The organism is Arcobacter sp. CECT 8989 (assembly GCF_004116715.1).
In the GTDB taxonomy this organism is placed as follows: domain Bacteria; phylum Campylobacterota; class Campylobacteria; order Campylobacterales; family Arcobacteraceae; genus Halarcobacter.
This window is the reverse complement of sequence record NZ_PDKE01000042.1, coordinates 1-682: the sequence shown is the minus strand read 5'-3', so window position 1 is coordinate 682 and position 682 is coordinate 1. Positions and strand designations below refer to the sequence as shown.

2 protein-coding genes are annotated in these 682 nt (G+C 46.2%); one reads left to right on the top strand and one right to left on the bottom strand.

Annotated features, from left to right (window positions below):
* Positions 1-210: super-infection exclusion protein B (locus CRV02_RS14325; RefSeq protein ID WP_208531744.1), on the top strand; the 210-nt coding region annotated here is incomplete at its 5' end.
* Here CRV02_RS14325 and CRV02_RS14320 read toward each other — a convergent pair.
* Positions 211-534, bottom strand: a complete 324-nt coding sequence (locus tag CRV02_RS14320) for an antitermination protein N (protein WP_001564525.1) — start codon at positions 532-534, stop codon at positions 211-213. It lies immediately after the preceding gene.
* Positions 535-682: the final 148 nt, after the last annotated feature.

Below are 682 nucleotides of genomic sequence, written 5' to 3'. Positions count from 1 at the left end.
GCCCTTAATGAAGGCAGGAAGTATGTGGTTACATCAAAACAATTCCCATACATTAGTGAGTTGATTGAGCTTGGTGTGTTGAACAAAACTTTTTCCCGATGGAATGGAAAGCATATATTATTCCCTATTGAGGATATTTACTGGACTGAATTAGTTGCCAGCTATGATCCATATAATATTGAGATAAAGCCAAGGCCAATATCTAAGTAACTAGATAAGAGGAATCGATTTTCCCTTAATTTTCTGGCGTCCACTGCATGTTATGCCGCGTTCGCCAGGCTTGCTGTACCATGTGCGCTGATTCTTGCGCTCAATACGTTGCAGGTTGCTTTCAATCTGTTTGTGGTATTCAGCCAGCACTGTAAGGTCTATCGGATTTAGTGCGCTTTCTACTCGTGATTTCGGTTTGCGATTCAGCGAGAGAATAGGGCGGTTAACTGGTTTTGCGCTTACCCCAACCAACAGGGGATTTGCTGCTTTCCATTGAGCCTGTTTCTCTGCGCGACGTTCGCGGCGGCGTGTTTGTGCATCCATCTGGATTCTCCTGTCAGTTAGCTTTGGTGGTGTGTGGCAGTTGTAGTCCTGAACGAAAACCCCCCGCGATTGGCACATTGGCAGCTAATCCGGAATCGCACTTACGGCCAATGCTTCGTTTCGTATCACACACCCCAAAGCCTTCTGC

Coding starts and splice junctions, on each gene's coding strand:
- CRV02_RS14320 (WP_001564525.1), bottom strand. CDS start 534: ATGGATGCACAAACACGCCGCCGCGAACGTCGCGCAGAGAAACAGGCT.